Origin of the sequence: Stenotrophomonas maltophilia group sp. RNC7, from assembly GCF_030910085.1 — a bacterium.
Classification (GTDB): Bacteria; Pseudomonadota; Gammaproteobacteria; order Xanthomonadales; family Xanthomonadaceae; genus Stenotrophomonas; species Stenotrophomonas sepilia.
This window is the reverse complement of sequence record NZ_JAVFVN010000651.1, coordinates 1-616: the sequence shown is the minus strand read 5'-3', so window position 1 is coordinate 616 and position 616 is coordinate 1. Positions and strand designations below refer to the sequence as shown.

At 55.8% G+C, this 616-nt stretch carries 1 pseudogene; it reads right to left on the bottom strand.

Features of this window, described 5'->3' with window-relative positions:
• Positions 1–616: pseudogene (locus tag RCF13_RS13550) on the bottom strand (hypothetical protein); the annotation flags it as partial.

Below are 616 nucleotides of genomic sequence, written 5' to 3'. Positions count from 1 at the left end.
GTATTCAGAGTTGAACGTGGCCGTGCCGATGCGCACGACGCCATCTTCGGCAATGGTCAGTTGTCCGGTCCCGCTTTCGCCAATTCGTAAAGTTGCTGCGTCGCTCGTCACGGTTTCCGAACCCGACCCGAGATAACTGTCGAGTATGCCTGACTGGTACCAGACGGCGCCCGCGCCGGAAACAGTTATGGAACCCACCCCACCATCGACCCCAACGCGCGTATCGAGGTCAGCACGCGTGCCATAGCTCGGATAGCTTTGTCCGATATCATAGTTGATATAGCTATGCACCTTGCCTGTGGACAGCATATTTACAGCCCCGGTGCTACCCTGCCCATTGCCGATCACGAGCCCTTTTGAAAACAGCGCAAGTGCCGCGTCTGCACGGCTGGTCGCAGAAGTACCGTCAATATTTATAGTGCCGTTACCGCCGTCACGCCCAACTGTCAGTTTACCTCTGGAGAGCGTGTTGATGTTGTTGCCGTTAAAATGAGGGCTGCCATCACCTAGCTTACCGCCCGCAAGGACATTGACCGTTCCGTAGCTGCCAGCACCATCGCCGACAACAAATTCACCCCGCTGCTCGAGAATGAGGACCGATCCATCTATATTCAGG